The sequence below is a fragment of the Siccirubricoccus soli genome (assembly GCF_024178315.1).
Taxonomy (GTDB): domain Bacteria; phylum Pseudomonadota; class Alphaproteobacteria; order Acetobacterales; family Acetobacteraceae; genus Siccirubricoccus; species Siccirubricoccus soli.
Map to the genome: position 1 here is coordinate 1 of NZ_JAMZIK010000022.1, position 22,265 is coordinate 22,265.

The following is a 22,265-nucleotide window of genomic DNA, read 5'->3' on the forward strand; positions in this document are numbered from 1 at the left end:
TGTCGCGTTCCAGCGCATGGCCGAAGGCGTAGTCGGCGGTGAGGAAGAACCAGCTATCGCCGCCCTGCTTCACCATGGCGGCGGCGGTGGATTTCGACACGTTCCAGGTGTCGTAGGTCCAGTGCACCAGGTTCGGCGTGCAGGCCCGACCGGTGAGGTCGGAGGTGGCCGAGGTGGTGTTCAGGAACACCTTGTTCCTGTCGCGGATGATGTCGTTCACCGCCAGCGCGACGGAGGAGGCGCCGCCATCGACGATCACGTCCACCCCCTCGCGGTCGATCCAGGCGCGGGTCAGGTTGGAGCCGACATCCGCCCGGTTCTGGTTGTCGCCGGCCAGCACCTCGATGTTGAAGCCGCGATTGGCGAATTCGGCCGCGGCCTGGCGCACGCAGGCCAGCTCCGTGGGGCCGGTGAAGTCGCGGTACTGGCCGGACATGTCGGTCAGCAGGGCGATTTTGATGGTGTTCGCCGCCTGCGCCCGGGCGCGGCGGCGGGACAGGCCGCCCAGGGTGGTGGCGGCTGCCGCCTGCAGGACGGTCCTCCGGTGGAAGCCCATGTATTCCTCCCTGCGGTCCGTTCGGTTGATTTGCCCGCTTCTTTGCTTATCGGAACGAATTCTTGCGGTGCAGGCGGAACAAGCCCCCGGCGGCCGGTGCGACAGGATGCGCGACTGTCGCGGCAATTGGTAGCATTCGGCACGCCCGGCGGAGCCGGCGCCATCGGCCGGCAGCCGCTGCTGGGCGCTGAAGGCCCGGGCGTCGCGCGGGCCGGGCCTCCCGCCCCGCAGGGCGGCTTCGCCGGGGCGGACCATGACGGCGCGGGAAGGCAGGTTGGAGGCGTTCGCCCCGCGTTCTATACCGGCGGGCGTGTCCGCACCCCCCGCCCCCTCTCCCGTCCCCGACTACCTCACCCGCCTGAACCCGGAGCAGCGGGAGGCGGTGGAGACGCTGGACGGCCCGCTGCTGGTGCTGGCCGGCGCCGGCACCGGCAAGACGCGGGTGCTGACCACCCGCTTCGCCCATCTGCTGATGACCGGCCGGGCCTTCCCCGGCCAGGTCCTCGCCGTCACCTTCACCAACAAGGCGGCGCGGGAGATGCGGGAGCGGGTGGCGGCCATCCTCGGCCGCCCGGCGGAGGGGCTCTGGCTCGGCACCTTCCATGCCCTCTGCACCCGCATGCTGCGCCGCCATGCGGAGCTGGTGGGGCTGACCAGCGCCTTCACCATCCTCGACACCGACGACCAGCTCCGCCTGCTGAAGCAGGTGATGGAGGCGGGGGGGATCGACCTGAAGCGCTGGCCGGCGCCGGGGCTGATGGCGCAGATCCAGCGCTGGAAGGATCGCGGCCTGCCGCCGGACCGCGTGACGCCCGCCGAGGACACGGACTATGCCGGCGGCCGCGCCCGCGCCCTCTATGCCGGCTACCAGTCGCGGCTGCGGGACCTGAACTGCGCCGATTTCGGCGACCTGCTGCTGCACATGACGGAGATCCTGCGGACGCATCCGGAGGTGCTGGCCGACTGGCATCGCCGCTTCCGCTACATCCTGGTGGATGAGTACCAGGACACCAACCTGGTGCAGTATCTCTGGCTGCGGCTGCTGGCGCAGGGCCACCGCAACATCTGCTGCGTCGGCGACGACGACCAGTCGATCTATTCCTGGCGCGGCGCCGAGATCGAGAACATTTTGCGCTTCGAGAAGGATTTCCCGAACGCGAAGGTGGTGCGGCTGGAATCCAACTACCGCTCCACCCGGCCGATCCTGGCGGCCGCCAGCGGCCTCATCGCCCACAATACCGGCCGCCTCGGCAAGACGCTGCGCGCCGGGCGCAACGACGCGGATGGGGAGAAGGTGCGCGTCGTCTCGCTCTGGGACAGCGAGGAAGAGGCCCGCATGGTGGGCGAGCGGATCGAGGCGGCGCAGCGCAGTGGCCATGCCCTGGCGGAGATCGCCATCCTGGTCCGCGCCGGCTTCCAGACCCGCGCCTTCGAGGAGCGGCTGATCACCCTCGGCGTGCCCTACCGCGTCGTCGGCGGGCTGAAATTCTACGAGCGGGCCGAGATCCGCGACGCCATGGCCTATCTGCGCGTCCTGGCGCAGCCGGCGGACGACCTGGCCTTCGAGCGCATCGTCAACACCCCGAAGCGCGGCATCGGCGACACCGCGCTGCGCCGGATGCATGAGGTGGCGCGTGCCGAGCGCATCCCCCTCACCCTCGCCGCCGCGAAGCTGCTCCAGGCCGGGGGCATGACGGGCAAGGCCCGCGCCGCGCTGTCGGAGCTGCTGCATGGCTTCGACCGCTGGCGCGAGGCGCTGCCGAAGGACGGCCATGTGGTGGTGGCCGCGACGCTGCTGGACGAGAGCGGCTACACGGAGATGTGGAAGCAGGACAAATCGCCCGAGGCGCCGGGGCGGCTGGAGAACCTGAAGGAATTCCTCCGCGCCCTGACGGAGTTCGAAAGCCTCGCCGGCTTCCTCGAACATGTCGCGCTGGTGATGGAGAATGACGAGAACGCCGAGGGCGACCGTCTCTCCCTGATGACGCTGCACGCCGCGAAGGGGCTGGAATTCGACATGGTCTTCCTGCCCGGCTGGGAGGAAGGACTGTTCCCCCATGCGCGGGCGATGGAGGAGGGCGGGGAGAAGGGGCTCGAGGAGGAGCGCCGCCTCGCCTATGTCGGGCTGACAAGGGCGCGGAAGCTCGCCATCGTCTCCTGCGCCGCCAATCGCCGGGTCTATGGCAATTGGTCCACTACCGTCCCCTCCCGCTTCCTGGACGAGCTGCCGCTCGAGCATGTCCAGCGGGAGGGCAGCGGGGCGATGGCGCGCAACCGGATGATCGACGTGCCCTCCGTCTTCACCGGCACGGGTGGCCTCATGGCGCGCCGGCCGCGGGTGATCGAGGCCGGGGCCTGGGAGGTGCAGCAGCGCCCGGCGCGGCAGGATGCCATCGCGGTCGGCCAGCGGGTCTTCCATCAGAAATTCGGCTATGGCCGGGTGACCGCCGTCGAGGACGACAAATTGGACATCGAGTTCGAGAAAGCCGGGCAGAAGCGCGTGCTCGACCGCTTTGTGGAGAAGGCATGATGGCGCCGTCCGATGACCACAGCGGCGAAGGCCGCGAAGGTCTGAATCGGCCGGCCAGGCTTCCCAATTGGCCCGGCGATCTTTCCCGCCGCCGGACGGAGCCGCTGGAGCTGCTGGCCATCGAGGGCCTGCCGGAGGCAGCGGTGCCCGCCTTCGAGGCCGCCCTGCAGACCGTCTGCGCCACCGTCGCCTATGTCCGGGACGAGCCGACCGATACCTGGCGCATCGAGGGCGTAAGGGAGGCCGGGGCGAAGGAGGAGGAGCTGACCGGGGCGCTGGCGCTCGCCGCCCTGGTGGCGGGGATCGAGCCGCCGGCGCTGCAGGCCGCCCCCATCGAGGCCGAGGGCTGGCTGGCCCGCACCGTCGAGAGTTTTTCGGAATTCGGCATCGGCCGCTTCGTCATCCGCCCGACTCATGCGGCCAATCCCTGGACGCCGGGGCGGGTGGTGCTGCGCCTCGATGCCGGGCTCGCCTTCGGCAGCGGCGAGCATGCCTCCACCCAGGGCTGCCTGATGGCGCTGGCGGGCATGGCGCATCGCAAGCCGCGGCAGGTGCTGGACCTCGGCACCGGCTCCGCCATCCTGGCGCTGGCCGCGGCCAAGCTGCTGAAGCGCCCCGTGCTGGCCACGGATATCGAGCCCTGGTCGGTGCGCATCGCCGGCGAGAACGCAAAGCTGAACGGCTACGGCAAGCTGATCCGGGCGGCGCTGGCCGATGGCTGGCGGCACCGCCTGCTGCGCGGCCGGCAATTCGACCTGGTCTTCGCCAACATCCTCGCCCGCCCGCTCTGCGCCATGGCCCGGCCGCTCTCCCTGCACCTGGCGCCGGGGGGGACGGCGATCCTGGCCGGGCTGCTCGGCACCCAGGCGCGGATGGTGCTGGCGGCGCATCGGCGCCAGGGGCTGGTGCTGGAACGGCGGCTGGATGTCGGGCCCTGGACCACGCTGGTGCTGCGGCGGCGATAAGCTCCGCCTCCCGGTCCGCCAGGGAAACATCCGCTTTCCCTTGCACCTCACCCCCCGCCCGTGCTTTACGCCGCGCTTCCCTGCCGCCCGCGGAGGCATCGCGCGCGGCTATGCCCCAATTCGCGCCTATGGCATCCCGCCCGGGCCGGGGGGCTGAGACAGCCACAGGGGGTACACATGCCGCTCTATGAATGCGTGTTCATCGCACGCAACGACGTCACGCAGCAGCAGGTCGAAGCCATCGCCGACCAGGTCGCCGCCACCCTCGCCGAGCAGGGCGGGGAGGTGAAGAAGCGTGAATACTGGGGTCTGCGCGGCCTCGCCTACAAGATCAAGAAGAACCGCAAGGGGCACTACATGCTCCTCGGCATCGACGCGACGCCGGCCGCGATGCAGGAAGTGGAGCGCCAGCTCGGCCTGAACGAGGACGTGCTGCGCGAGATGACGCTCCGGATCGAGGCGATCGACGAGGCGCCCTCCGCCATCCTCGCCCGCCGCGGCGACGACCGGGAGCGCGAGCGCGGCTTCCGCGGCCCGCGCCCGCCGGGCCGGTTCAGCAGCGGCCGCCGCGACCGCGGCGACGAGCGCGAGGAATTCCGCGCCCGGCCGCGCGACGAGATCGAAACCCCCATGGGCGAGGCGGAGTAAGCCAGCATGTCCGACCTGAACCCCTCGGCCGACCTGAACCCGGCCGCCCGCCGTCCTGCCGTCGGCGCCCGCCGGCCCTTCTACCGGCGCCGGAAGTCCTGCCCCTTCTCCGGCCCGAACGCGCCGAAGATCGACTACAAGGACGTCCGCCTGCTCTCCCGCTTCCTGTCGGAGCGCGGGAAGATCGTGCCGAGCCGCATCACGGCCGTCAGCGCGAAGAAGCAGCGCGAGCTGGCGAATGCCATCAAGCGCGCCCGCTTCCTCGCCCTGCTGCCCTACGTCATCAACGACTAGGCCCGGCAACAGCCACCAGGCAGCATGAGGGATGCGCGCGGTGACGGCGACCGGGCCGCAACAGGCAGGGATCACCGGTAGCCCGCGGCTTCTGGCCGCGGGAGCGGCCGGATTCGCCGCCGCCTTCCTGATGCTCTGGGCGCTGCGCGGGATGCCGGGCGGCACGCTCAGCTTCTGGCTGGCGAGCCTCCCGCTCTTCGCCGCCGGCTTCGGCTTCGGGCCGGGGGCGGCGGCGCTGGGCGGGGCGCTGGCGGCGCTGCTGGTGGGGGTGGTCGCGGGCCTGTTCCCGGCCGTCATCCTGCTGGCCATCGCCGCGGTGCCGGTGCCGCTGCTGCTCCTCGCCGGGCAGCGGCCGGGCGGCGCTGCGCTCGGCCTGCCGCTGGCGCTGCTCGGGCTCTGGCCGCTCACCGTGCTGCTGCTCGCCGCCCTCTTCCTTGCCGATGATGGCGGGGTGGATGCGACGCTCCGGGCGGTGGTGGAGGTGGTGCTGGCCCGGCTCGGCGTGCCCGCCTCGGAAGGGCTGGTGACGACGCTGGTGCGGGTGAAGGCCGCGGCGCTGGGCTTCTGGGTGGCGCTCGCGCTGCTCGGCAATGCCGCGCTGGCGCTGCGTCTGCTCGCCCGCTGCGGCCTCGCCGTGGCGGTGCCGCCCTGGTCCGCGGTGCGGCTGCCCGCCTGGTACCCGCTGCTGCCGCCCGTCGCCGCGCTTGCCTATCTGGCGGCGCCGGAGGCGGCGGTGCCGCTCTCCGCCCTGCTGCTGCTGCTCGTCCCGCTCTTCCTGCAGGGCGTGGCGGGCGTGCATCGGCGGCTGGAAGGGCGGCAGGCGCGGCCGGTGATGCTCGCCGCCTTCTACTTGCTGCTGGCGATGTTCCTGCAGGTGATGGGCCCCGGCCTGGTCGGCCTTGGCCTCTACGACCAATTCCAGCGGCGCGCGGCGCCGCGCAACAGCTGACGAAAGGCGAAAGCCAATGATCGAACTCATCCTGAAGCAGCGCGTCGACAAGCTCGGCCAGATGGGCGAGGTGGTGAAGGTCCGCCCGGGCTACGCGCGCAACTACCTGCTGCCGCTCGGCAAGGCGATCCGCGCGACGAAGGACAACCTCAAGGCCTTCGAGGCGCAGCGCGCCCAGCTCGAGGCCGAGAACCTGAAGCGCCGCGAGGAGGCCGAGCGCATCGCCGAGCGCGTCGCCGGGCTCTCCGTCATCCTCATCCGCCAGGCGGGGGAGAGCGGCAACCTTTATGGCAGCGTCTCCCCGCGCGACATCGCCGATGCGGCGAAGGATGCCGGGCTGACGGTCGCCCGCAGCCAGGTGCTGCTGCCGCAGCCGATCAAGATGCTCGGCATCACCACGGTGAACATCGAGCTGCACCCGGAAGTGCTGCTGCCGATCCAGGTGAATGTCGCCCGCTCCCAGGAAGAGGCGGAGCGCCAGGCGCGCGGCGAGGAGATCGTCCGCGAGGAGGAGCCGACCCTGGAGGACGAGCTCCGCGCCGAGATCGGCGCGGCGATGGAAGAGCGCTGACTTTACTCCCCACGACGTCGCTCCGCGCCGTCGTGGGGGCCCCGGAGGCGCTGGCTGACAGCGGCTTCGCACAGCCCGCCGCGGCAAAGCCGCAGCGGGCAACGAGTGGTCCGGTTGCACCGGGGCGCCTGACGCGCTGACTGGCGTCCGGCCCACGCGAGTGTCAGCGCCTTCGCCATTGCGCATCGCCCGCATCCCCGGCTTTTTGGCCGGGATGCCGGATCGCCGCGCCTTCACCTTCGCCTCCGCGGCGCTCGCCGCTCTCCTTGGTGCCCTGCCGGTGCTGGCGGTCTTCGGCCCCGGCGCGCTGGACCCCTGGAACCAGGGCTGGCTGCTGGCCGGGCCGCTGGGGCCGGATCCGGTGCAGCTCTGGCTGGGCTGGACCTATTTCGTCCATTCCCCCTGGGCCTGGCCGCCGGGCGCCAACCCGAATTACGGCATGGAGCTCGGCACGGCGATCTACTTCGCCGATGCCATTCCGCTGCTGGCCCTGCTGGGCAAGGTGCTGCGCGGGCTGGTCGTGCTGCCGCAATATGTCGGGCCCTGGCTGTTCCTCAGCGGCGCGCTGCAGGGCTTCGCCGCCTGGCTGCTGCTGGGGCAGGCGACGGGGGACCGCCTCGCCCGCGCCATGGGCGCCGGGCTGCTGGCGCTGCAGCCCATGCTCATCAACCGCATGGCCGGTCATACGCCGCTGGCCGGGCAATGGCTGCTGCTGCTGGCGCTGTGGCTGGCGGTCCTGCCCGGCGGCGGCTGGCGGCGGGGCTTCGCCTGGGCGACGCTGCTGGGCGCGACGGCGCTGGTGCATTCCTACCTGCTGGCCATGGTGGCGCCGCTCTGGCTGGCGGATGCGCTGCGGCGGATCGGCCCGCGCAGCCTGCTGGAAGTGGTGCTGGTCCCGGCGGCCATCGGCGGGGCGCTCTGGCTCGGCGGCTTCTTCCTGCTGCAGGGCGGGCTCGCCAGCGGCCCGGGCAGCGACATGGGCGGCTACGGCACCTGGAATGCCGACCTGCTGGGCTGGCTGGATGGCGGCATCTGGTCCGGGCTGCTGCCGGACCTGCCGGGGCCGGACCATTGGGAGGCCGGGAGCCTCTATCTCGGTGCCGGCGGGCTGGCGCTGCTGCTGCTCGGCGCCGTCGCCTTCGCCCGGCATCCGGTGGTGCCGCCGCGCCGGCTTTGGCTGCTCCTCGCCGCGCTGCTGGCGCTGCTCGGCTTCGCGGTGACGCACCGCATCACCCTGGGCGGCGCGAGGCTGTTGGAGCTGCCCCTGCCGGAGGTGCTGGTCCAGCGCCTCTCCGCCCTGCGCAATGCGGAGCGCATGGTCTGGCCCGCCTCCTATGCGCTGATGGCGGCGGCGGTGGCGCTGGCGGCGCGGCGCTGGGGTGGGCGGCGGCTGGGTTGGGTGCTGGCCGGGCTGCTGGCGCTGCAATGGGTGGATCTGCGGCCGGGCCTCGCCTTCCGCCACTCCCTGGTCGTAGGCGCGCCCTACGGCGTGCCACAGCGCCTGTTCGATCCCTTCTGGGCGGAGGCGGCGCCGCGCTACGCCCGGGTGCGGGCGGTGCCGGCGGCGAATATGGGGGAGGGGTGGGAGAGCATCGCCCGCTTCGCCGCCCTGGCCGGCCTGCCGACGGACAGCATCTACATGGCCCGCGTCGATGGCGCGGCGGTGGCGGCGCTGCGGGCGCGGATGGCGGAGCTGCTGCGCAGCGGCGCCTATGAGCCCGGCACGCTCTACATCCTGCGGGATGCGGAGAGCCTGGCGCTGGCCGAGGCCTCTCATGTGCCGGGGCGGGACCTGCTGCGCCAGGCGGATGGCTATTGGGTGCTGGCCCCCGGCTGGTGGGCGCGCTGAGCCGCGATCCGCCGGCCCCAGGCTGAACGGGCGGCGCATGACTCCGGGCCGCGGCGGCTGCCGCCGGGGAGCAGGGGGGCGTCACGCCGCCCGGCGCAGGGAACGGCCGCGAGAGGCGGGGCGTTGGGCTGGCTTCACCGCAGAGGGGGACATCATGTCCAAGGCGCATATGCCACCGGTCCCGCCGGCCAACCGCACCACCAAGGGGCCCGGCCCGCAGGACGACACGCCGCGGGAAGGGGCCCGTACCAGCGAGGCCCTGCCGCAGGATTCCCGTGACCGGAACCTCGGCGAACAGGGGCGGCAGGGGAACATCAAGCAGAACACCACCCACCAGGGCTACACGCAGGACCGGTAGAACCATGACCACGCAGCAGCGCGGCAAGCACGACACGGAGCGGGATGCGGGCGGCCCCGGCAGCAGCCACCAGGGCGGCTCCCATGGCGAGGCGCACCGGGCGCGCGACGACCAGGGCCCGCAGCCGGACAGCCCCACCAACCCGGACCGCAGCCGCATCTCGGGCGGCGGCGGGGAGCGGGACCGGCATCACGTGCATGATCCGAAGGAAAAGTCCTGAAGCAGTATCCGGGTCAGGTGGACTCACCTGACCGGACCTCCTGCTTCAAACATATAAGTAAGTAGGACCCGGGGCGGGACTGGTTGATCTTCGCTCAGCCAATCCCGCTTCAGCCCTGCATGTCGTCGCGTGGTTCGCGCTTCCGGTCGCTTCGACGTCAGCCGAGTGCGCTTCAGAGCAGCCTACCTCCGATCTGGTCGACCGTGCCGTGATGCGTCCGGTCGCAGGCTGCTCCGGTCGACCGGCGCTCTGGCTCCGGACCTCTGCCAGCTTCGCACCCGGGATACCGGCCCGGCTTCCCGTGTCACGGCGGCCGCCTCAGCGCCTGCCAGGAGAACGAGCCCTGGAGCCGGTCCGGGCTTCGGACCCGCTGAATTATGGCCGTACCCAGGGCGCCCGGAGGCACGACCCCCGGCGAGAGCCCGCCACGGCGGGCGGGACCCCCGCTCCTCGCACCCTGGAGCAGCTTATCACCGACCTGGCGGGTCACGGCGTGATCCGCCAGGTCGGAGGCTGCCCTAATGCAGGCGGTTGCGGCGCTGCGCGGGCTGCGGCGAGGGGTCGCCCGACTGCGGCACCGGCCCCGGCATCATCGCCGCTGCCAGGGCGGCGTGGTGCGCCGCCTCCGTCGCGCCGATGCGCAGGCATTCGGCTTCCACGTAGCTCAACATCATTTTCAGGGCGGCCCGATCCACGCTGTCGCTGTCGGTCTCGGTATGGTTGGGCACGGCGCACATCCAACGGCTCCGGCATGCGTGAATGGTATGCACACATACTATTGAAATCGTGGCGCGATCAAGGCGGATGTCGTTTCGCCCGAGCGGAAACTGATCCGTAACATGCGGAAATCGGCCGCTATTCGGCCTTATCCCTCGCTCTCCGCAGCTCCGTTCGGGCGCCGTGACTGGGCGCTTTTCCAGATTGTTGCGGTCAAGATCGCGCGACATGCACATCTCAACGCAATAACGGTCAGAAAGGTTCTACCCAGGGGCGTAGTTCCAGCTCGGCGCTCCAGGCGCTGCGCGGCTGGCGGATGAGCTGCCAGTACGCCTCCGCGATCGCATCGGGGTCGAGCAGCGCGGCCTCCGCCGTCTCCGGCCGCCGCGCGCTGCGGATGCCGCCATCGATGACGATATGCGCCACGTGGATGCCCTTCGGGTGCAGCTCCCGCGCCGCGGATTGGGCTAGGCCGCGCAGCGCGAATTTGCCCATGGCGAAGGGGGCGCTTTCGGGAAAGCCCTTCACCCCGGCGCTGGCGCCGGTCAGCAGGATGGTGCCGCGTCCCCGGGGCAGCATCTGCCGTGCCGCCTCCCGCACCGCCAGGAAGCCGCCGAAGGCGGTGACCTCCAGCGTCCTTCGTACCTCCTCGGGGTCCAATTCCGCGATCGGGCCGCGCACCCGGTAGCTGGGGTTGTACACCAGGACCTCCAGCTTCCCCACCGCGGCGAAGAGGGCGGCGACGGCAGCGGGGTCCGCGGCATCCGCGGCGTGCAGGCTGGCGCCGGTCTCGGCCGCCAGGGCGCCGAGCTTGCCGGTGTCGCGGGCGGCGAGGGCGAGATCATAGCCCTCCTGCCGCAGCTTCCGGGCGAGGGAGGCGGACAGCCCGTCCCCGACGCCGATAATGAGGGCCCTCGGCATGGATGCCTCCTCTCCTGGGGCCGACAGCCTCGGGCGGAAGCGCCGGCGCCGGCAACGCCAATGATCGCGGATCAGCCCTGCGCGAGGGGGTGATGCGCCTGCACCACCTGACGCAGCCTTTCCTCCAGCACCTGGGTGTAGATCTGGGTGGTGGCGATGTCGGCATGGCCGAGCAGAAGCTGCAGGCTGCGCAGATCCGCGCCGCGGGCCAGCAGATGGCTGGCGAAGGAATGCCGCAGCACATGCGGGCTGACCCGGGCGGGGTCCAGCCCGGCGGCGAGCGCCGCCTCCTTCAGCAGCAGGCCGAGGGTCTGGCGCGTCAGATGGCCGGAGGCGCCGCGGGAGGGGAAGAGCCAGCGCTGGCGGCCCGGCATGGCCGGGCCTTCCCCGCGCGCCGCCAGCGCCGCCGCCCGCGCCCGGGCGGAGATGGGCACCAGCCTTTCCCGCCCGCCCTTGCCGCGGATGGCGACCAGCGGCGCATCCTCCCGCAGCGCGGCGGCGGGCAGGGCGACGAGCTCGCTGGCGCGGAGGCCGGAGGCGTAGAGCAGCTCCACCACCGCCACCGCCAGGGCGCCGCGGCGGCCTTCCAGCTTGGCCGCGCCGGCCAGCAGCGCCTCCACCTCCGCCTCGGCCAGGGGCTTGGGCAGGCCGGGGGGCAGGCGGGGGCTGTCGAGGGCGGCGGTCGGGTCGTCCGCCCGCAGCCCGTCCCGCGCCAGGAAGCCGAAATACTGCCGCAGGGCAGAGAGGCGCCGCGCCGCCGTGCGGGGGGAGAGCCCCTGGTCGGCGAGGTGACGGAGCCAGGCCCGCAGCAGCTCCGGTCCCGCCTCCCGCAGCGGCACCCCCTGCCGGGTGGCGAAGGCGGCGGCGTCCTCGAGGTCGGTCCGGTAGGCGGTGAGGGTGTTGCGCGCAGCGCCGCGCTCGGCGGCGAGCATTTCCAGGAAGGCTTCGAGGTGGCGGTCCATCCGGGGGCCGGCCTGGGCCCGGGCCCTAGCGGGTCTGGAACCGGTCGTTCGGCAGCACCCGCTCCACCGGCGCCGGGGAAACCCCGGGCGGGAAGGCGCCGATGGCCACCAGGCCCACCGCCAACAGCCCAAGCAGCAGCAGGACCAGCAGCAGAACAGGTCGGCGGAACATTACAGCTAGGCTCCTCGCGGCCCTTCGGCGGCAATTCGGTAAGACGTTGCGGTGGTCAGCCGCCCCATCGCGCCACGGCGGCGCTGTGCTACCCTTGGTCGTCGTGTCGCGCAACATCGCCAACGCCGTCGAATCGACCGCTCCGCCGGAGAGCGCCCCCACCTGGGCCGCGGCGCCGGTCGAAACCACGCCCCCCGTGCCGGGGGGGCGGAGCATCGTGCTCGTCGGCATGCCGGGGGCGGGGAAATCCGCCATCGGCCGGCGGCTGGCGGCGAAGCTCGGCCTGCCCTTCCGCGACGCGGATACCGAGATCGAGCTGGCGGCCGGGCTGCCCATCACGGAGATCTTCGCCCGCTACGGCGAGCCGCATTTCCGCGATGGCGAGAAGCGGGTGATCGCCCGGCTGCTCTCCGGCGGGCCGATCGTGCTCGCCACCGGCGGCGGCGCCTTCGCCGATGCTCGGACCCGCGCCGCCATCCGCCGCTCCGGCGCGCTCAGCGTCTGGCTGCGCTGCCCGCTGCCCGTGCTGCTGCGCCGCGTGGCGGGGCGGGAGCACCGGCCGATGTTCCTGAACGCCGACCCGGCCGAGGTGCTGGAGCGGCTGATGCGCACCCGCCACCCCTTCTATGCCGAGGCCGATCTGGTGATTCCCTGCAGCGACGAAAGCCCGGAAGCCACCACCAGGCGGGTGCAGGAGGCGGTCGCCGCTTGGCAGCCGCCGCTGCGCCTGCCGGTGCAGCTCTCCGAACGCAGCTATGAGGTGGTGATCGGCGAGGGGCTGCTGGCCCGGGCGGGAGCGCTGCTGGCCCCGGTGCTGCCGGCGCGGCGCGTCGCCATCGTGACGGACGAGACGGTCGGCCCGCTGCACCTGCCGGCGCTGCGTCAGGGGCTGGCGGAGGCGGGCTTCGCCATCGCCGCCGAGTGCACCGTGCCGCCGGGGGAGGCGAGCAAGCAGCTTCCCGTGGTGCAGCGGCTGCTGGAGGAGATGCTAGGCGCCGGCGTCGATCGCCGCACCGCAATCCTCGCCCTGGGCGGCGGGGTGGTGGGCGACCTGGCCGGCTTCGCCGCCGCCATCGCGCTGCGCGGCCTGCCCTTCGTGCAGCTGCCGACCACGCTGCTGGCGCAGGTGGACAGCAGCGTCGGCGGCAAGACGGGGGTGAACCTGCCGCTCGGCAAGAACCTGGTCGGTGCCTTCCACCAGCCGCGCATCGTGCTGGCCGATACCGGAACGCTGGCCACCCTGCCGGTGCGGGAGCTGCGGGCGGGCTATGCCGAGGTGGCAAAGCACGGGCTGCTGTCCGGCGAGGCGCTGTGGCACTGGTGCGAGGCGGAGGGGGAGGCGCTGGTCGGCGGCGACCCCGCCGCGCTGGCCCATGCCGTGCTGGAGAGCTGCCGGCTGAAGGCCGCGGTGGTGGCAGCGGATGAGCGGGAGGAGAGCCCGGAGGGCGGCCGCGCGCTGCTCAACCTGGGCCACACCTTCGGCCACGCCCTGGAAGCCGAATGCGGCTATGGCGGGGAGCTGCTGCATGGCGAGGCGGTGGCGGTGGGGCTCGGCCTCGCCGCCGCGCTCTCCGCCCGGCTGGGCGAGTGCAGCCAGGAGCTGCCGGGGCGGGTGATCTCCCACCTCGCGGCCTGCGGTCTGCCGGCGCGACTCCGCGACCTGGGACGGGAATTCTCGGCGGCGGCGCTGCTTGGGCGGATGCGCAAGGACAAGAAGGCGCGGGACGGAGCGCTGCGCTTCGTGCTGCTGCGCGGGCCGGGGGAAGCCTTCACCGCCGGCGATGTCTCGCCTGCCCTGGTGGAGGCGCTGCTGCGGGACGAGGGCTGCGCGTCCTAAACCTGGGCGCAGCGTTGCCTGACGTCGAAGAAATGAAATATCGATGACATTACGCCGGGCCGGAGGCCTGGGCCATTGGCCAAGGCCGTCCGGGCATACGGGCAATGGCCACGGCGGCGCTTGGCATCCTGCCGGCCCAGCGCCCGCCTGGGATGTCTCTTATTACCGGAAATCTGCCGGTCTCGTCCCGTTTTTGATCCTGATTAAGTAAAACTTTGGTTCTGCGCATATCGACCGTGTCGCCGGCCAGCAGAACCGGAATGAAGTTCACGACCCGTTCTTGCTCCCGTGCTCATTCTCGGAATGATGTCAGAACGACGCAAAGGCTGCAGCGAAAACATTTGGTCCAAGGACCGACTGCATTCGCGTTTTTACAAGACGAGACTGGATTCAGTTTGCTCCTTCACGCCGGCGTGAGTACATTGTGCGGCGCACAATGATGCCGCGGGACGGGCCGGATCTGCGCGGGGTCAGAGTCGGTAAAGTAACGGAGAGAGCTATGGCCATTCGCGGCAGCATCGACAGACTCGACGAACTGCTCCTGGAAGGGTGGGCGGTGGACGACGACCACCCCGAGACGAAGCTGGCCTTCGATGTCATCGTGAACGACAAGGTCATCGGCCGCTTCGTGGCGGATCTCTTCCGCCAGGACCTGAAGGATGCGGAGATCGCCGATGGCGAATGCGCCTTCAGCTTCCAGATGCCGCAATTCTTCGGGCGGCAGGATCTGGCCAATCTCAAGATCCGCTTCGCCGACAGCAATCTCTTCCTGACCCTGCCGACCCCGACCTCGACCGAGGAGCTCGTGCGCCCGACGGTCAGCCGCTTCGGCGGGCTCTGGGTCGACCGTACCGACTTCCTCGACAAGCTCGGCCTCAAGCACCGCACCGGCAAGCTCAACGACGCGCTGGCGGCACGGCTCCTGCAATTCGCCCGGGACGGCTTCACCGTCATCGAGAAGGCGGTGCAGCCGAAGCTGGTCGACCGGCTGCGCGGCGAGCTGGACGATATCTGGCACACCCCGCCGGCCGGGCTGCTGACCGAGACCTTCGAGCCGGATGGCGTGATGCGCTACGTGCCGCCGGATGCCCGCTGGCGCGCCGGCCGCACCAAGCTGCTCGACATCTACACCCATTCCGACGCGGCGCGGCAGGTGATCGCGGCGCCGGCGGTGGTGGAGTTCCTTGCCGCCCTGTTCGAGGACAAGCCGAAGGCCTTCCAGAGCCTCAACTTCCACACCGGCCTGCAGCAGCCGATGCACAAGGACACCGCCTATGTGAAGGTGGACGGCAACCCGCTGGCCCTCGCCGCCACCTGGACCGCGCTGGAGGATATCGAGGCCGGGACGGGCGAGCTGGAATACTTCATCGGCAGCCACCGCGCCCCGGACTTCCTGTTCGGCGGCTTCAGCAAGTGGATGGAGAATTTCAGCGACGAGCACCAGGCCTTCCTCGACAGCGTGCTGGCCGACGCCAAGACCTATCAGCAGACCCGCGGCAAGTTCCTGGCGAAGAAAGGCGACGTGCTGGTCTGGCACGCCGATCTGGCGAACGGCAACCCGGCGATGCTGCAGAGGGACAAGACGCGGCAGAGCCTCGTCACCCATTTCTGCCCGGCGAAGCTGGAGCCCTTCTACCGCCGCAGCGTGAAGCATGAGGGCCGCTCGGCGCCGAGCTGCGACTTCATCTCCCAGTACCAGGCGGTGAAGTAAGGGCAGGGAGCTGCAAACGAGGCGAAGGGCCGGGGGTCTCCGCTCCCGGCCTTTTGCCGTTGCCGCCTGCCAGGCCCCGGCGGAGGCGCCGCCGGAAGGGCCTTCCCGGGCGAGGCGCCTTGGCTTTCGCCCGCCGAACGCCCCGGCCGCTCCTGCGTTGTCATTCCGCGGCAGGGGTTGCGAAATCAGCATGGACGATCCCGTCGCCTACGATCTATACTGAAGACGGGCGACCGCCTGCTGCTGACGCCATTCCTGGCTGCACCCGCTGGCGCTGGGGAGATCGCCATGACCGAGGCCACGCTGGAGCTGGACCAGTATCTCTGCTTCGCCATCCATTCCGCCGCCCAGGCGGTGGGACGGGCGAACAAGAAGCTGTTGGACAAGCTCGGCCTCACCTACCCGCAATTCCTCGTCATGCTGGTCCTCTGGACGGAGGACGGGCTGACGGTCGGGCAGATCGGCGACCGGCTCTTCCTCGAGAGCAACACGCTGACGCCGCTGCTGAAGCGGCTGCAGGCCGCCGGCCTCATCACCCGCAGCCGCTGCCTGGAGGATGAGCGCCAGGTCCGTGTTCGCCTCACCGAGCAGGGCCATGCGTTGCGCGAGGTGGCGAAGAGCGTGAAGCCCGAATGGATCGAGCGCGCCTTCGGCGGCGACCTGGACGAGGTGGCGGCGCTGCGTCGCAAGATCACCCTGCTGCGCGACAAATTGCTCGCGGCCGAGGACGCCTGAGGCGTTTCGAGCCAGAGGAACGGCTGAGCGGCGCGCTCGGCACGGCCAGCAGGTAATGCTCCGACAACGCCCCTGAGGTTCCGCACCCGCCTTGCGGGCTGCAGGCGCCGGCCTTTCCTGCACAGGGCCTGCGGCAGCCCGGGCGGGCCGGATGCCACCGCGCGGGAAGACCGGCTGGGGGGACCCCCCGCAGGAGGTCCTGACGGCGCCACAGGGCCCCGCGGGCGCGGCCGCCGGAGCCGAGACCCTCCGGACACCGCCCGCCGCGCCCCTCCTGCCGCGCGCTACCCCGCCCGCACCAGCCGCACCAGTGCCGCCACATGCTCGGGCGGCGTCACCTTCTCGATCCCATGGCCCAGGTTGAAGATGAAGGGGCGGCCGCGCATCGCGCCGAGGATGCTGCGCGCTTCCGCTTCCAGCGCGATGCCGCCGGCGATCAGCGCCTGCGGGTCCAGGTTCCCCTGCAGCGCCTGACGCGGCTGCACCGCTCCGGCCGCCCAGCGCAGATCCATGCCGGTATCCACCCCCAGGCACTGCACCCCCGTCCGCTGGGCGTATTCCGCCAGCAGCGGCCCTGCCAGCCGGGGGAAGCCGATGACCGGCAGGTCCGGCCGCGCCTTCTTCAGCAGCCGCACCAGCGTGGCCGTGGGCTCGATCACCCAGCGCCGGAACTGGCTCGGCGCCAGCAGCCCGGCCCAGCTGTCGAACAGCATCAGCGCTTCCGCCCCCGCCGCCGCCTGGGCCAGCAGATACTCGGCCGTCGCCTCCACCAGGCTGCGGATCAGCTTCCCGAACAGGCCGGGGTCGGCATAGGCCAGGCCGCGCGTCGTGGCGAAGTCCCGGCTGCCGCGGCCCTCCACCATGTAGCAGGCGACGGTGAAGGGGCTGCCGGCGAAGCCGATCAGCGTGGTGCGCGGCGCCTGCGCCTCCAGCATCGCCCGGGTCAGCCGCACCGTCTCGAAGATCGGCGCCGCCCGTTGCAGCACCGCCCCGGGCTCCAGCGCGGCGATCGCGGCGGCATCCCGCACCGGGGCCAGCACCGGCCCCTCGCCCTCGGCGAAGCGCAGGGGCTGCCCCATGGCCCAGGGCACCATGAGGATGTCGGAGAACAGGATGGCGCCGTCCATGCCGTAGCGCCGGATGGGCTGCAGCGTCACCTCCGCCGCCAGCTCCGGCGTGGTGCAGAGCGTGATGAAGTCGCCCGCCTCGGCCCGCACTTCCCGGTATTCCGGCAGGTAGCGGCCGGCCTGGCGCATCAGCCACATGGGCGGCGGCCAGACGGCCTCCCCGGCCAGGGCGCGCAGCAGGGGCTTCTCGGGAACTGGGGCGGGCATCGCGATCTCCTTGCCCGCCATCCTACTCCTAAAAAAGAGTCTTCGAAGGTTGGGGTGGTTTGTAGGGCCTGTGAATCCTGTGGACGCAATTCGCTGTCGCGATATCCACAGCGCCGTCCACCTGAGTCGGGCGCCGCAAGTCCAGATTTCCTCTGGAAATTTCGCTCCCGTCCCCGACTCAGGCGGGGACCCCCAGCGGATCGGCCACAGGTGCCGCGATCGCCGGCGCCATCCCGCGCCATCCCCAGGCCCCGGCTTGCAGGGGCAGGTTTTCCCCGGCATCCACAGCTATCCACGCTATTCTCCCGCCATGGCCCACCGTCCCATCAACCTCCACCTGGTCTCCGACAGCACGGGGGAGACGCTGAACTCCATCGCCCGCGCCACCCTGGCGCGGTTCGAGGATCATCACGTCATCCACCATCGCTGGAGCCTGATCCGCTCCCGCCTCCAGCTCGACCGGGTGCTGGAGGGGCTGAACCACGAGCCGGGGCCGGTGCTCTTCACCCTGGTGGACCGCAGCCTGCGCCATGCGCTGGAGGAGGCCTGCCAGCGCCTCGGCGTCCCCTGCCTCTCCGTGCTGGACCAGGTGATGGACCTGCTGGCCAGCCAGATCGGCGCTCAGGCGCGGGAGAAGCGGGCGGCGCAGCATGTGATGGACGCGGATTATTTCCGCCGCATCGACGCCATGCACTACGTGCTGTCGCATGATGACGGCCAGGGCACGGCCGGCATCGCGGAGGCGGATGTCTGCCTGGTCGGCGTCTCCCGCTCCTCCAAGACGCCCACCTGCTTCTACCTGGCGAACCGCGGCATCAAGGCGGCCAACGTCCCGATCGTGCCCGGCGCGAAGCTGCCGCCGGAGCTGGACAACCCGCCCTGCCCGGTGGTCGGCCTGACCATCGACACCCATGCGCTGATCGAGATTCGCCGCCACCGCCTGAAGCTCATCGGCGGCGAGGGCGTGCGGCAGGACACCAACGACTATATCGACCATGACAGCGTGAAGGCGGAGATCCTCGCCGCCCGCCGGCTCTGCACCGCCCGCGGCTGGCCGGTGATCGACGTGACCCGCCGCAGCATCGAGGAGACGGCGGCGACCGTGCTGCAGCTCATGGACGCCTGGCACCAGCGGCGGGAGAAGCCGCCGCACCAGCCGCACGATCCGGCGGCCCAGGTGCTGGCAGGGCGGGGCGCAGGATGATCCAGGCGCCGGACCCGCCCCTCATCCTCGCCAGCCAGAGCAGCGCCCGCCGCGCCGTGCTGGCCGCTGCCGGCCTCGCCTTCGCCGCGGAGGCGGCTTCGGTGGACGAGGCGGCGATCAAGGAAGGCTGCCGGGCGGAGGGCATCCCGGCCGAGGACGCCGCCATGCTGCTGGCCGAGGCCAAGGCGGAGCGCATCGCCCGCCGCCGGCCGGAGGCGCTGGTGCTGGGCGCCGACCAGATGCTGGTCTGCGAGACGCGCTGGTTCGACAAGCCGGCCGACATGGCGGCCGCCCGGGCGCAGCTCCTCGCGCTGCGCGGCAAGCCGCATGTGCTGGTGACAGCGGTGGTCGCCTGGCGCGGCGGGCAGCGGGTCTGGCAGCATTTGGCGCGGCCGCGCCTCACCATGCGGGAATTCTCCGAGGCATTCCTCGACACCTATCTGGCGGCGGAGGGGGAGGCGGTGCTGGGCTCGGTCGGGGCCTACCGGCTGGAGGGGCTGGGCCCGCACCTGTTCCGCGCGGTGGAGGGCGAGCACGCCGCCATCCTCGGCCTGCCGCTACTGCCCCTGCTCGGCTTCCTCCGCCAGCACGGCGTGCTGCTGGGCTGAGGACCCGCCCGCCCGCAGGGCCGCCGCGGCCGGCATCTCCGGATCGGTGCCGTGATGCCCCTGCGGGGCATTTAACCTCAAGCCGATTTTACTCCCGCCTATGCTCGGGATCGGGGTGATGGCTGGCGAAGCCGCCTTGCCGATATGCCCACGGCCGTGACATTCCGAGCGGCAGCTTGCTCGCAAGGCGGAACCTAGCCGACCGTGGACAGCCCTTTCCCCAGCCGGCTGGCCGGCCCTGGCCGCCCGGTCAGCGTCCTTCTTGCCGGCTTCGCGGCGGCGCTGGTGCTGCCCATCCTCCTCGCCTTCGGCATCACGCTCTGGCAGCGCGCCGAAGCGGACCGGGCGGAGCTGGAGAAGACGGCGTTGGAGGCGGCGCGCTCCGCCGCCCTGGCCGTGGACCGGGAATTGGCGGGGCTGAGCACGGCGCTGCAGGTGCTGACCGTCTCCCGCGAGCTGCGCGACGGCAATCTCCGCGGCTTCCATCTCCAGGCCAGCGCGGTGCGGGACCGGCTGGGGCTGCAGGTCCTGCTGCGGCGCCGGGACGGCGTGCAGCTCGTCAACAGCCGCCGGGAATGGGCCGAGCCCCTCCCCCGTGCCACCCTGCCGGACCTGGATGCGGCGGCGTGGGAGCATGGCCGGCCGGTGGTCTCCGACTTCTTCATCGGCGCGGTCTCGGGCCGGCCGCTCTTCTCCGTGCAGTGCCCGGTGCGCTTCGGCGATGGGCGGGAGGCGATCCTCGCCCTCAGCCTGCCGGTGGAGCGGATCCGCCAGGTGCTGCTCGACGAGGGCGCGCCGGAAGGCTGGACGCTGGCCGTGGTGGATGGCGCCGGGAAGGTCCTGGCCCGCACGACGCGGCAGGACGAGTTCGTCGGCCAACCGACCATGCTGACCCTGCGCGCCCATATGGGCGGGCAGGGCGGTACCTGGCATGGCACGGCGGCGGGTGGCGTGCCGGTGCTGGCCGCCTATGCCGCCAGCCAATTCGCCGGCTGGCGCGTCATCGTCGCGGTGCCGGTGCAGCAGCTCACGGCGCCGCTCCGCCGCTCCGCCAACCTCCTCATCGGGGCGGTGCTGGCGGTGCTGCTGGCTGCCGGTCTCCTCGCCTTCCTCTTCGCCCGCAGCATCGCGCTGCCGCTGCAATCCCTGGCGAAGCAGGCGGCCGCGCTCGGCCAGGGGGAAAAGCTGCGCCCCGCCCCCGCCCGGGTGCGGGAGGTGGGGGAGATCGCCCAGGCCATGGTCGAGGCCTCCCGCCGCCTTCGCGCCCGGGAGGCGGAGCTGCGGACCCTGAATGCCGGGCTGGAGCGGCATGTGGAGGAGCGGACGGAGGAGCTGGTCCTCGCCAATGCCCGGCTGCGGCAGGAGGCGGAGGAGCGGGAGCGGGCGGAGGCGCAATTCCGCCAGGCCCAGAAGATGGAGGCGGTGGGACGGCTGACCGGCGGCCTGGCGCACGACTTCAACAACCTGCTCACCGTCGTCATCGGCAATCTCGGCCTGCTCCGCCGCCAGCTCGGCCCCGAGGCACCGGAGCGGCTGCTGCGCGCGGTGCATGGCGCGGATGAGGGGGCGCGGCGGGCGGCGGAGCTGACCAGGCGGCTGCTCGCCTTTTCCCGCCAGCAGGCCCTGGCGCCGGAGCCGGTGGAGGTGAACCGGCTGGTGGCGGGGATGTCCGAGCTGCTGCAGCGGACGATCGGCGAGGAGGTGCAGGTGGAGACCGTCCTCGCCGGCGGGCTGTGGCGGGCGCTGGTGGACCCCAACCAGCTCGAGAGCGCGCTGCTGAACCTGGCGGTGAATGCCCGGGACGCGATGCCGGAGGGCGGCAAGCTGACCATCGAGACCGCCAATGCGTATCTGGACGAGAGCTATGCGCGGACGCGGGAGGAGGTGAAGGCCGGTCAGTACGTCATGGTCTCGGTCTCCGACACCGGCACGGGCATGACGCCGGAGGTGATGGCCAAGGCCTTCGAGCCCTTCTTCACCACCAAGCCGGTGGGCAAGGGCACGGGGCTCGGGCTCAGCCAGGTCTATGGCTTCGCCAAGCAGTCGGGCGGCCATGCCGCCATCTACAGCGAGCCGGGCCAGGGCACGGTGGTGAAGCTCTATCTGCCGCGGCTGCGGGAGGCGGGGCCGGCGCCGATCCCGCCGACGGCGGGCACCGCCGAGCCGCTGCCCGCCGCGGCAGGGCGGGGCGAGACGGTGCTGGTGGTGGAGGACGAGCCGATGGTGCGCGACGTCGCCGCCGCGGCGCTGGAGGAGGCAGGCTACCGCGTGCTGCTGGCCGCCGAGGGGCCGGCGGCGCTGGAGCTGCTGGAGGCGCATCCGGAGATCGCGCTGCTCTTCACCGATGTGGTGCTGACCGGGCCGATGAACGGCAAGGCGCTGGCGGATGCGGTGGCGGCGCGCCGGCCGGAGCTGCCGGTGCTGTTCTGCACCGGCTATACCCGCAATGCCATCATCCACCATGGCCGGCTGGATGCCGGGGTGGAGCTGCTGAACAAGCCCTATACCGGCGCCGCGCTGGCGGCGAAGATCCGGCAGATGCTGGATGCCGGTGCGAAGCGCGGCTGAACCGCAATTGTTGGTCAGCGCAGGCGGCGGCGCGGCGCCTCCCGCCGCGGCGGGGCGGGGGGCAGGGCGTCCAGCTCCGCCTGCATCCGGGCCAGAGCCTCGGGCGGCAGACGGCCGATCTCCTGTGCCAGGCGGTTGGCCAGGGCGGTGGCTTCCGGGCTGAGGCCGGAGGTGTCCACCACCACCCGCGGGTGGGAGAGGCGGGCGAGGCGGACCATCTCCTCCGCATCGTCCCAGATCAGGCCGAAATACTCGTTCACCTGATGGATCAGGCCGGGGGAGGGGCGGCCGCGGTGGCCGTGCTCCAGCGCGGAGAGGTAGGCGGCAGAAACGTGCAGGGCGCGCGCCAGCTCTGCCAGCCCGACCCCGCGGGCCTCCCGCAGCGCGCGCAGCCGGGCGCCGAAGGGAGTCATTCGATCCCCATGACGTTGCTGCGCCACGCCATGGGGGCCCCGGAAGCATTCCCCGCGACGTTGCTGCGCAACACCGCGAGGGCCCCGGGAGTCGCCATGCGGCCAGGGCCTCGTACAGCCTGAAGCGGCAAAGCCGCTTCAGG

Annotated in this window: 22 protein-coding genes; 15 read left to right on the forward strand and 7 right to left on the reverse strand. The window is 71.8% G+C overall.

Going from position 1 to position 22,265, the window contains the following annotated elements; translation table 11 throughout:
* The coding region (locus NJ376_RS03615) for an ABC transporter substrate-binding protein (protein WP_252951861.1) at positions 1-556 on the reverse strand (556 nt) is incomplete at its 3' end.
* A gap of 253 nt (positions 557-809) precedes the next feature.
* Between NJ376_RS03615 and NJ376_RS03620 the strand changes: the two genes are divergently transcribed.
* The 9 genes from NJ376_RS03620 (at position 810) to NJ376_RS03660 (ending at position 8,940) form a co-directional block, all read left to right on the forward strand.
* Entirely contained in the window at positions 810-3,086 is a 2,277-nt protein-coding gene (locus NJ376_RS03620) for an ATP-dependent helicase (RefSeq protein ID WP_252951862.1), read from the forward strand.
* Complete coding sequence (locus NJ376_RS03625) at positions 3,086-4,051, forward strand: 50S ribosomal protein L11 methyltransferase (RefSeq protein WP_252951863.1); 966 nt, start codon at positions 3,086-3,088, stop codon at positions 4,049-4,051. The genes NJ376_RS03620 and NJ376_RS03625 overlap by 1 nt, the downstream gene beginning before the upstream one ends.
* Positions 4,052-4,228: 177 nt before the next feature.
* Entirely contained in the window at positions 4,229-4,699 is a 471-nt protein-coding gene (gene rpsF, locus NJ376_RS03630; RefSeq protein WP_252951864.1) for a 30S ribosomal protein S6, read from the forward strand.
* A gap of 6 nt (positions 4,700-4,705) precedes the next feature.
* Positions 4,706-4,993 (forward strand): 30S ribosomal protein S18, encoded by a 288-nt coding sequence (gene rpsR, locus NJ376_RS03635; RefSeq protein WP_370287820.1) that lies wholly within the window; start codon positions 4,706-4,708, stop codon positions 4,991-4,993.
* A 40-nt stretch (positions 4,994-5,033) separates the two neighbouring features.
* Positions 5,034-5,942 carry a hypothetical protein gene (locus NJ376_RS03640; RefSeq protein ID WP_252951865.1) on the forward strand — a complete coding sequence of 303 codons (909 nt, stop codon included), beginning with the start codon at positions 5,034-5,036 and terminating at the stop codon, positions 5,940-5,942.
* 16 nt (positions 5,943-5,958) lie between these two features.
* Positions 5,959-6,513 carry a 50S ribosomal protein L9 gene (gene rplI, locus NJ376_RS03645; protein WP_252951866.1) on the forward strand — a complete coding sequence of 185 codons (555 nt, stop codon included), beginning with the start codon at positions 5,959-5,961 and terminating at the stop codon, positions 6,511-6,513.
* A gap of 214 nt (positions 6,514-6,727) precedes the next feature.
* Positions 6,728-8,362, forward strand: a complete 1,635-nt coding sequence (locus tag NJ376_RS03650) for a DUF6311 domain-containing protein (RefSeq protein ID WP_252951867.1) — start codon at positions 6,728-6,730, stop codon at positions 8,360-8,362.
* A gap of 154 nt (positions 8,363-8,516) precedes the next feature.
* The gene (locus NJ376_RS03655) at positions 8,517-8,720 is read left to right on the forward strand and encodes a hypothetical protein (protein ID WP_252951868.1); all 204 of its coding nucleotides are present in this window, start codon (positions 8,517-8,519) and stop codon (positions 8,718-8,720) included.
* 4 nt (positions 8,721-8,724) lie between these two features.
* Positions 8,725-8,940: a hypothetical protein gene (locus NJ376_RS03660; protein ID WP_252951869.1), complete on the forward strand. Its 216-nt coding sequence runs from the start codon at positions 8,725-8,727 to the stop codon at positions 8,938-8,940.
* A 518-nt stretch (positions 8,941-9,458) separates the two neighbouring features.
* Here NJ376_RS03660 and NJ376_RS03665 read toward each other — a convergent pair.
* The 4 genes from NJ376_RS03665 to NJ376_RS03680 form a co-directional block, all read right to left on the reverse strand.
* Positions 9,459-9,668: a hypothetical protein gene (locus NJ376_RS03665; protein ID WP_252951870.1), complete on the reverse strand. Its 210-nt coding sequence runs from the start codon at positions 9,666-9,668 to the stop codon at positions 9,459-9,461.
* 241 nt (positions 9,669-9,909) lie between these two features.
* Positions 9,910-10,578: an SDR family NAD(P)-dependent oxidoreductase gene (locus NJ376_RS03670; RefSeq protein WP_252951871.1), complete on the reverse strand. Its 669-nt coding sequence runs from the start codon at positions 10,576-10,578 to the stop codon at positions 9,910-9,912.
* A gap of 71 nt (positions 10,579-10,649) precedes the next feature.
* Positions 10,650-11,540, reverse strand: a complete 891-nt coding sequence (locus NJ376_RS03675; protein ID WP_252951872.1) for a tyrosine recombinase — start codon at positions 11,538-11,540, stop codon at positions 10,650-10,652.
* Between the two features lie 25 nt (positions 11,541-11,565).
* Positions 11,566-11,712: a hypothetical protein gene (locus NJ376_RS03680; protein ID WP_252951873.1), complete on the reverse strand. Its 147-nt coding sequence runs from the start codon at positions 11,710-11,712 to the stop codon at positions 11,566-11,568.
* Between the two features lie 196 nt (positions 11,713-11,908).
* On the opposite strand from NJ376_RS03680, the gene aroB reads away from it, so the two are divergent.
* The 3 genes from aroB to NJ376_RS03695 all read left to right on the forward strand — a co-directional run bounded on the left by aroB (position 11,909) and on the right by NJ376_RS03695 (position 15,995).
* Positions 11,909-13,549, forward strand: coding sequence for a 3-dehydroquinate synthase (gene aroB / locus NJ376_RS03685; protein ID WP_252951882.1), 1,641 nt, complete (start codon positions 11,909-11,911; stop codon positions 13,547-13,549).
* A gap of 499 nt (positions 13,550-14,048) precedes the next feature.
* On the forward strand, positions 14,049-15,260 hold the full coding sequence (locus NJ376_RS03690) for a phytanoyl-CoA dioxygenase family protein (RefSeq protein WP_252951874.1): 1,212 nt from the start codon (positions 14,049-14,051) through the stop codon (positions 15,258-15,260).
* 288 nt (positions 15,261-15,548) lie between these two features.
* On the forward strand, positions 15,549-15,995 hold the full coding sequence (locus NJ376_RS03695; RefSeq protein ID WP_252951875.1) for a MarR family winged helix-turn-helix transcriptional regulator: 447 nt from the start codon (positions 15,549-15,551) through the stop codon (positions 15,993-15,995).
* 284 nt (positions 15,996-16,279) lie between these two features.
* Here NJ376_RS03695 and hemE read toward each other — a convergent pair whose 3' ends face one another.
* Entirely contained in the window at positions 16,280-17,329 is a 1,050-nt protein-coding gene (gene hemE / locus NJ376_RS03700; RefSeq protein WP_252951876.1) for a uroporphyrinogen decarboxylase, read from the reverse strand.
* Positions 17,330-17,639: 310 nt separating this feature from the next.
* Here hemE and NJ376_RS03705 point away from each other — a divergent pair, with 310 nt between their 5' ends.
* The 3 genes from NJ376_RS03705 to NJ376_RS03715 all read left to right on the forward strand — a co-directional run bounded on the left by NJ376_RS03705 (position 17,640) and on the right by NJ376_RS03715 (position 21,709).
* Positions 17,640-18,533 (forward strand): pyruvate, water dikinase regulatory protein, encoded by an 894-nt coding sequence (locus NJ376_RS03705; RefSeq protein ID WP_252951877.1) that lies wholly within the window; start codon positions 17,640-17,642, stop codon positions 18,531-18,533.
* Positions 18,530-19,141, forward strand: a complete 612-nt coding sequence (locus NJ376_RS03710) for a Maf family protein (protein WP_252951878.1) — start codon at positions 18,530-18,532, stop codon at positions 19,139-19,141. The genes NJ376_RS03705 and NJ376_RS03710 overlap by 4 nt, the downstream gene beginning before the upstream one ends.
* Positions 19,142-19,345: 204 nt before the next feature.
* Positions 19,346-21,709, forward strand: coding sequence for an ATP-binding protein (locus NJ376_RS03715; protein WP_252951879.1), 2,364 nt, complete (start codon positions 19,346-19,348; stop codon positions 21,707-21,709).
* 14 nt (positions 21,710-21,723) lie between these two features.
* Here the strand turns inward: NJ376_RS03715 and NJ376_RS03720 are convergent, their stop codons facing one another.
* Positions 21,724-22,122 (reverse strand): helix-turn-helix domain-containing protein, encoded by a 399-nt coding sequence (locus NJ376_RS03720; RefSeq protein ID WP_252951880.1) that lies wholly within the window; start codon positions 22,120-22,122, stop codon positions 21,724-21,726.
* Between the last annotated feature and the right edge of the window lie 143 nt (positions 22,123-22,265).